Source organism: Methanobrevibacter ruminantium (genome assembly GCF_016294135.1).
GTDB classification, from domain to species: domain Archaea; phylum Methanobacteriota; class Methanobacteria; order Methanobacteriales; family Methanobacteriaceae; genus Methanobrevibacter; species Methanobrevibacter ruminantium_A.
The window spans coordinates 1-8,432 of the sequence record NZ_JAEDCO010000051.1 but is presented as its reverse complement, the minus strand read 5'-3'; the positions used below and the strand labels follow the sequence as shown (position 1 = coordinate 8,432).

At 31.4% G+C, this 8,432-nt stretch carries 7 protein-coding genes and 1 pseudogene; 7 read left to right on the top strand and 1 reads right to left on the bottom strand.

Annotated features, from left to right (window positions below):
• The 6 genes and pseudogenes from metK to VW161_RS08255 form a co-directional block, all read left to right on the top strand.
• A partial coding sequence (gene metK, locus VW161_RS08280) for a methionine adenosyltransferase (protein WP_304103434.1) occupies positions 1-1,183 on the top strand: 1,183 nt, incomplete at its 5' end.
• Between the two features lie 604 nt (positions 1,184-1,787).
• Positions 1,788-3,284, top strand: a complete 1,497-nt coding sequence (locus VW161_RS08275; protein ID WP_304088974.1) for a DUF2193 domain-containing protein — start codon at positions 1,788-1,790, stop codon at positions 3,282-3,284.
• A gap of 142 nt (positions 3,285-3,426) precedes the next feature.
• Positions 3,427-4,200, top strand: a complete 774-nt coding sequence (locus tag VW161_RS08270) for an MIP/aquaporin family protein (RefSeq protein WP_304088971.1) — start codon at positions 3,427-3,429, stop codon at positions 4,198-4,200.
• Positions 4,201-4,529: 329 nt separating this feature from the next.
• Positions 4,530-5,507: a choloylglycine hydrolase gene (gene bsh / locus VW161_RS08265; protein ID WP_304103437.1), complete on the top strand. Its 978-nt coding sequence runs from the start codon at positions 4,530-4,532 to the stop codon at positions 5,505-5,507.
• 100 nt (positions 5,508-5,607) lie between these two features.
• Positions 5,608-6,153: a rubrerythrin gene (gene rbr / locus VW161_RS08260; RefSeq protein WP_325192910.1), complete on the top strand. Its 546-nt coding sequence runs from the start codon at positions 5,608-5,610 to the stop codon at positions 6,151-6,153.
• Between the two features lie 230 nt (positions 6,154-6,383).
• Positions 6,384-6,929: pseudogene (locus tag VW161_RS08255) on the top strand (flavodoxin family protein).
• A gap of 29 nt (positions 6,930-6,958) precedes the next feature.
• Here VW161_RS08255 and VW161_RS08250 read toward each other — a convergent pair.
• Positions 6,959-7,447, bottom strand: coding sequence for a winged helix-turn-helix domain-containing protein (locus tag VW161_RS08250; RefSeq protein ID WP_304103442.1), 489 nt, complete (start codon positions 7,445-7,447; stop codon positions 6,959-6,961).
• Positions 7,448-7,765: 318 nt separating this feature from the next.
• Between VW161_RS08250 and VW161_RS08245 the strand changes: the two genes are divergently transcribed.
• Positions 7,766-8,432: hypothetical protein (locus VW161_RS08245; RefSeq protein ID WP_325192909.1), on the top strand; the 667-nt coding region annotated here is incomplete at its 3' end.

Below are 8,432 nucleotides of genomic sequence, written 5' to 3'. Positions count from 1 at the left end.
TGGTGAAAAAATGAGTGAAGTATACAAAACATTCACATCTGAATCAGTAACCCAAGGGCATCCTGATAAAGTTGCAGACATCATTTCAGATGCTATCTTAGATGCATTCATGGAACAGGACCCTCATGCTCATGTTGCATGTGAAACTTGCGTTACAACTGATTTCTGTTTGGTATTCGGTGAAGTTACAGCAGATGCCAACATTACTAGAGAAGATATTGAAAGAATCATTAGAGACACTATCATTGAAATCGGATATGACAATCCTGAATTGAAATTTGATGGTCATAACTGTGAAGTGGTCAGTTTGCTTCATGCTCAATCTCCAGACATCAAGCAAGGTGTAGACCGTGAAGGTGAAGAAAGCGGTGCTGGAGATCAAGGTATGATGTTCGGTTATGCAACTAATGAAACTGATTCATTAATGCCATTCCCAATTGATTTGGCACGTAAGCTTACAAATAAATTAACAGAACTCCGAGAAACTGGTGAAATTCCATATTTAAGACCTGATGGTAAAGCACAAGTATCTGTAAACTACGATAAGGATGGAAATGTTCTTTCATTGGATGCAATTGTTCTTTCAACCCAACATGATGAGACAATGTCCAACAATCAAGAGCAACTTAAGGCAGATATTCGTGAAAAGCTCTTTAAAGCAGTCATTCCACAGGAATTGATGACTGAAAACACTAAAGAGCACATCAATCCAACTGGTGTTTTTGAAATCGGAGGTCCTCATGGTGATGCAGGATTAACTGGTCGTAAGATCATTGTAGACACTTATGGAGGATATGCAAGACACGGTGGTGGAGCATTTTCAGGTAAGGACTGCACTAAAGTGGACAGAAGCGCATGTTACATGGCAAGATACATTGCTAAGAACATTGTGGCAAGTGGACTTGCTGAAAAATGTGAAATCCAAATCTCCTATGCAATTGGAGTTGCTGAGCCAACTTCTGTTATGGTGGATACCTATGGAACTGAAGTAAAGACCAGCAAATCCTTTGATGAGATTGTTCGTGAAAACTTTAGGTTAACTCCTGATGGAATCATCGAAACCTTGAACTTAAGATCTACCAAATACAAGCAAACCGCTAAATACGGTCACTTCGGTATTGAAGGTCTTCCATGGGAGAAAACCGATAAGGCTGAAGACTTAAAGAAATACATTGTAGAATAATTTTAAATTATTTCTTATATCTATTCTCAATATTTATTTCTTGATATCTTTTTGAGACTTCTTAATGAAGTTTCTACATTTTTTATTTTTTACTATTTTTACTATTTTTATGACACTCATATCCACGTGTCAAGTTGTTGCATTATATTAATATCGATTATCTCCTTTTTAACTAATTTTATAATAAATAATTTTATGGTTTTAGTTAAAACTATCATTTAACCATATATTTAATTAAATTAAATCAAATTGCATAGCTATTTTTCCTTATTTTTTTATAGATATTATATTATTAATATACGTTAGAATCATTTCAAAAATTATATATATTCTTATAATTAATTATTATATAAGAGAAGATTATATCTAATAGATTTTTATTCAATATTTCATTAAAAAAAAGGATAAATTTTCATTTTTTATCCAATTAAAATATTTCAAATCTATTTTTTTATATAATCTTAATCTTCAGAGCGTTTATTTTAATTTAACATATTGAATGAATTAATTTAATTTAACATTTTAAATTAATTAATTTAATTTAACCTTTTAAAATAAAATAAACTTTAGCGGTCGAATTTTTTTTATATAATGTGGTGTTATGATGAATGAATTATATGAAAAAATGATTAATGAATCAGTAGCGGCTCTTCAAGCAGATATTGATGTAATTAGCGCAAATAGATACAACGACTTTAAGATTACAGATGCAAAACCTTATGCAGATGCTGTAGCAGGCATGACTTGTGCAGATGGTCAAGCAAAATCTGTTATCGACCTTCACAAAAAATCTGTAGAAAGCCATTATAAGGTATTGACTTCTGTAGCTGATACCATCAGACCGGAAGATGATCCATTTATTGAACATTACCAAACTCCTCCTATTCTTGAAATCTTATGTGAGGAAGATGGTGATTTCGCAGACAGTATGGCTACATTTATTCAAGCTATTGCTGACAGTGAAACATTGATTACAAAAGAATCCGTTCGCCGTTACGGTGGATTCTATGGACCTACCTGTGTAGTGGACTTCGCTTTAATGCCAGGAAGTACTTCCAATGTAGTAAACCAAATCTTGAAAACCATTAATATTCCTGTAATGCACAAGCAAGCTATTCTTTCTGCAAAATCATGGGGTATGAACACTTCCTATGGTATTGGTGACTCATTTGCTCATGCTATTGAAAATGGTGCATCTGCTGCAGAAGCAGCTGCAAAAGAAGTCGAATCAATGCAAATGATTTACAAAGAACCTGTAGAAGCTCAAGGAAAATTGATGGATGATGCAGGACACTCCTCTTTTGATGTAAGATCATTCATGGAAGGATACAAAAAAGAAATGAGACCTGTTGTTAAAGCTGCTATGGATGACGGTGTACACTATGGTAATATTGTAACTGTACCCGCTTACTGTGTTGGTGATATTGGTCACCATATCGGTCAAGCAAGCTATAACATGTGTAAGGATGATGTAACCTTAGCAATTATTCAAGCAACCGCTAAAGTAATGGAAGCTTCCTTAAAAGACAACATAGGCAAATTCATGCACCCTTCACAAGTCTTGAACTTAGCAACCGGTTCCACTGCATGTGCAACTGAATACATTCTTGAATTAGACGGATTCAATTCTACCATGGTTGTAGACTTATTAACCAAAAGATTCCACAACTATGTACAACAATATCCTACAAGAGGTGCAGCTGCAGAATTGCACAACTGTGACTTTATGGACATGATTCACAGAGGTTCCACTTACATATCCGCTGCAAGAAAAGCAAGAAGCAGTGCAAAAATCGATCTTGTACCTAAAGTTAATGGATTTGCTGTTGACTTAGGCGCAATCACTCACAACGAAGTTCTTATGAACCCACAAAGATACACATATCCTGCATGTGGTATTACAGTAAGATTCTCCTCATTAATGAGACTTGCAGACTACCCATGCTTGCTTACTCCTGAACCTGTAACTGCAACCATGATGACAAACATCATTGCACTTAACAAAGAAGTTCCGGGTTCACCTGTAAGAGGATGTAAAAACTGTGCTTCTTGCATCATTGATGCAAAACACGAATACTGTCAATGGAAAGAATCTGTATAAATCTAAATTTAATTAAGCTTTTTAGCTTAATTATTTTTTTATTTTTTAATTAATTGAACCATTTAATATTGATTTTAATTAATTAACTTACAGTTATTTTTTTATCAAGGAAATTTTTAAAAATTAATTATGGGGAGAAATTATGGCTTCTTGTAATATTACAAAAAAATTCATAGCAGAGCTTATCGGTACCTTTTTCCTAGTGTTCTTCGGTACAGGGTCTGCTGTTGTAACTTTACTTATTGATGATGGTGTTGATCATGGTGCAGCTGGTATTGGACTCCTTGGTGGTTTGGGAGACTGGTTAGCTATTGGACTTGCATTTGGATTAACTGTAATGGCATGTATTTACTTATTTGGAAAAATTTCAGGTGCACACTTAAACCCTGCGGTAACAATCGGATTGCTTGTTAGCAAAAACATTTCATTGATTGACAGTGTTTACTACATCGTAGCTCAAGTGATTGGTGCAACTTTAGGAAGCTTATTGTTATTCGTATGTTTAGGAGCTCCTGCTATAACAATTGGGGGATTAGGTGCTACTGCTCCTGGTTTGAGTGTAGGTTATATTCCCGCAATGATTGCTGAATGTATCGGTACTTTCTTCTTGATGCTTGTTGTAATGGGTGTTGCTGTGGATAAGAAAGCAGACCCTAGTGTTGCAGGTATTTCCATTGGTATGACTGTAGCTGCTGTAATCATTGTACTTGGTGCATTCACTGGTGCTTCAATCAACCCAGCACGTACCTTTGGTCCTTACTTAATGGACACCTTGCTTGGTGGAGCTAACCTTTGGGGATTCTTCCCAATTTATTTAGTTGGCCCTATTGTAGGTGCTATCCTTGCAGCTTTAGTGTACAGTTACTTAGCTAAAGGAAACGATGCATGTGCATTGCCACAACCATTTGAAGAATAATATTTTTTTAAAATAAGAGTTTTCTCTTATTTTCTATTTTTTATTTTTTTTTAATTATCAGAATTTCCCAACTTTTTCTTTCATTTTTGAAAATGTTGACCATTTTTCAAATTTTTTATCTATTTATTTTATATAATTGAATATTTCTTAATATTTTTTAAGATTTATATAAAAATTGTCTATTTTTTAATATTTTTATTTATATAATTTTATAAAATTTTTCTAATTTATTATACAAAAGTTTAAATATGGGGTTAAATAAATATTTAATTAACTAATTGTTCCATAATATATGAACATTTAATTACATTAACTTTGGAGGTATTAAAATGTGCACTGCAAGTGAATATCTAACAGCAAAACATTATTTTGGCAGAAACTTTGACTATGAAATTTCATATAATGAAAGAGTTTGCATAACTCCAAGAAACTACGAATTCAAATTTAGAAAAATAGATGATATGAAATCACATTTTGCAATAATTGGTATTACTGCAGGAATTGATGAATATCCTTTATACTATGATGCTTGCAATGAAAAAGGAGTAGCTATTGCCGGTCTTAACTTTGTGGGCAATGCTGTTTATAGGGAAATTGAGGACGATATGGTGAATGTGACACCATTTGAATTCATTCCTTATTTGTTATCGCAGTCAGAGTCGATAGAGGATGTTAAAGAATTGCTTCTGAATCTTAATTTAGTAAATATAAACTATTCGGAAAACTTGCCTTTATCTCCACTTCATTGGATGATAGCTGATGAGAATTCATCTATTATTGTTGAACCTTTAGAAGATGGATTGAAAGTTTATGATAATCCTGTAGGGGTTTTAACTAATAATCCTACCTTTGATATGCAGCTATTTAATTTGAATAACTATAGAAATCTATCAGTTAAAACTCCAGATAATACCTTCTCTAAAGATCTTGAATTGGATACTTATAGCAGAGGTATGGGTTCAATTGGACTTCCTGGTGACTTGTCTTCTGCATCAAGATTCGTAAAGGTGGCATTCACTAAAGAAAATTCATTCTCTGGCGAAAGTGAAAGTGAAAGCGTTTCACAATTTTTCCATATTTTGGCGTCTGTTGAACAACAGAAAGGATTGACATTTATTGATGATCCAGATTTATATGAATATACAATTTATTCATCCTGTTACAACACCAATAAGGGAATTTTATATTATAAGACATATGATAATCATCAGATAACTGCTGTTGATTTAAACAAGGAAAATCTTGATGGTGATAGTTTGGTCATTTATCCTTTAATTGATGAAGCGCAAATAAATTTTGTAAATTGATTGTAAATTTTTTATTTTTGTTATTATTTTACAATTTTTAAAAATATTTTTTGGTATAAAACTAGATTATTATAATTAATTAATCTTAGGAGGAATTATTATGGTAGATTTAAAAGGAACAAAAACTGAAGAAAACTTAAGGGCAGCTCTTGCTGGTGAATCTCAAGCTCGTGTAAAGTATGAATTTTATGCTTCTCAAGCTAAAAAAGATGGTTATGTGGAAATCAAGGACATTTTCCAGGAATCATCTGACAATGAGAAAGAACATGCAAAAATCTGGTTCAAGCTGTTGAATGGTGGAAAAGTGCCTGACACTTTAAGCAACCTTGCAGATGCTGCAGCAGGTGAGCATGAAGAATGGACTGTAATGTATAAGGGATTTGCAGAAACCGCAAGGGAAGAAGGATTCGATGAGATTGCAGATTTATTTGATGCAGCAGGTGCTACTGAAAAGGTCCACGAAGACAGATACAATGCTTTATCTGCTAAGATAAAAGCAGACAAAGTCTTTAAAAAAGATGAAGAGATTGCATGGAAATGTAATAACTGTGGTTACATCCATATTGGAAAAGAGGCACCTGAAGTCTGTCCATTATGTGATCACCCACAAGCACACTTCAGAAAACAAGACACAAGTTATATCTAATTTTTTAAACAATTGCTAGTTAATTTTGTTTTTTTTTATAAAATTAACTAGTGTTTTTATTTTTTCATATATTTTCATATATTTTTCAATTTTTTCTTGTTAATATAGTCATTTTCCTTTTTTACAAATTTATAATCTTTGAATACTTAATCAAATAAAGTAAATGTTAATTCTAATTTTAAAAAATAAATAGCTTTTTATTAGAAATTTATTATTTGGAGGGAGATTAAATGGAAATTCTTGCTTTAATAGGAAGTCCACATAAAAACAGTAATTGTGAGATAATTGTAGATGAAATAGCTAAAGGTGCAGAGGAAAACGGTCATACTGTAACAAAATACATTATACATGATCTCGATGTAGCGCCATGCAGCGGATGTGAATTATGCAATAAATGAAATGATTGCAGATATGAAGATGATGGAACAGAGATCATTGACAAGCTTGCAAATGGAGCTAGTGTTATCTTAGCAAGCCCAATTTACTTTGGTCAAATGACTGCTCAAGCTAAAACAATTGTAGATAGGTTCTACAGCATTTTTAATAATCCTGAAAAAAGCTTTGGTGAAGATGCAAAGGCAGCTATTGTTTTGACTCATGCTTTCACAGGTTCTTATGATTCTTATCTCCAGTTAACCATCACCCAACCATTCCAAAACAATCTGCAGATGGAACTTGTTGGCACCATTGATGCAGGAGATTTAAAAATGCCTGGTGAAGCTAAAGAAAGAGAAGACATCTTAAAAGAAGCTTATGAAATTGGTAAAAATTTTTAATATAAATTCTTTTACTAATTTTTCTTTTTTTAATATTTTTTATTTTCAATAATTTCTAAATAATGTTTTCCTTTTGCAGTAATTCTATAAAATCTAAATCTTTTATCTTCTTCATTAAGACAGATAACCAGTTCTTTTTCTTTTAAACTAGTTAAATATTTAGAAACATGATGACTACTATCCCCGATTTCTTTAGCAATAATGGAAGGAATTTTCGGAGTTTCTTCTAATGATTTTAATATATCTACTCTTTTATTAGATCTTGCTAAAAATGAAATAATGCTCATATCTTCTTTATTGCCATTAAATTTATGAGTAAATTTCACTTCATCAAAAGTTTCATAGTCTATTTTTGAATCTAATTCTTTTGATATATGGTCTTCTTGAATGGAATTTAAATTATAGTTTAACTCTTTTATTTTTACTTTTAATTCAGTATTTTCTTTTTTTAACTCTTTATTTTCTTCATTTAATTTTTTATTATCATTAAGAAGTTTTTCTATATCTTGAGTTCTCATGATTAAAAGTTTAATTTTTATACATATATTACTATGTTCATATTAGATATATGTTATTAGCAAGCTATTAGCAAATTTTATATATTATCTTTTTCAAGTATAATATATAGAATTAAAAAATTTCTCAAGATTTTTTTATTTCTAGATTTTAAAAAAATATAGTAATTGGGGGTTTTATACTTATCTTTTACTATTTTTTTATTATTTTTTCACATTTCAATTATTCAATAGTTTTAATTTTGGATTGTTGTTTATATAAAAAAGTTTTTTTTTTTAAAAATTAAAGGAGGGGTTAGTATAGATTCAACAAATGTCATATTGATAGCTGTAATTGCTATTATGCTTACAACTGGTGTTGCAGCATTTGGTTTGAATAATGCTGATGATGGTGGTTCCGGTCTTTCAGATCATGGAAGCCATTCTAAAATAAGTCATGAAAAAAAGAGTGTAAATTCTGACAAGAATAAAGATTCTGATGAATCTTCAGGAGATATCACTCTTGATTTAACTATGCAACAAAATGTAAATAACTATCTATTCAATATTCCTACAGCATTTATTCTTGATGTAGATGAATATAATGAAAATACATTTACTTATAATAAAATATACTTGCCAGATAGTGATGAGTATGACTGGGAAGTAGATTTAGAAATTCTTGAGTTTGACTTAGCAAATGGTAGAGACCTCACTCAAGAGGATGTAGAATCATATGTTAATGAAAGTTTTGAACAAACTACCATTAATGGCATAGACGGTTATTACTATCAAGATGATGAAGGTTGGGAAATCTTCGTATTTGGTTCTGGAAATGAATTAATTACTTTACAAGTATATGGAATTTCTTTAGAAGTTGTTCTAGATGATTTTACTCAAGAACCATTAGTAGGAGATTTAGAACCTGAAGAAGAAACTACTGATGATTCTAGTTATGATGAATCTAATTATGACGATTCTTATTATGATGACTCTACTTATGATGATT

Excerpts from the sequence above, each read along its gene's own strand:
- VW161_RS08250 (WP_304103442.1), bottom strand. The coding sequence starts at position 7,447 with ATGAGAACTCAAGATATAGAAAAACTTCTTAATGATAATAAAAAATTA.
- rbr (WP_325192910.1), top strand. The coding sequence starts at position 5,608 with ATGGTAGATTTAAAAGGAACAAAAACTGAAGAAAACTTAAGGGCAGCT.
- VW161_RS08270 (WP_304088971.1), top strand. The coding sequence starts at position 3,427 with ATGGCTTCTTGTAATATTACAAAAAAATTCATAGCAGAGCTTATCGGT.
- bsh (WP_304103437.1), top strand. The coding sequence starts at position 4,530 with ATGTGCACTGCAAGTGAATATCTAACAGCAAAACATTATTTTGGCAGA.
- VW161_RS08275 (WP_304088974.1), top strand. The coding sequence starts at position 1,788 with ATGAATGAATTATATGAAAAAATGATTAATGAATCAGTAGCGGCTCTT.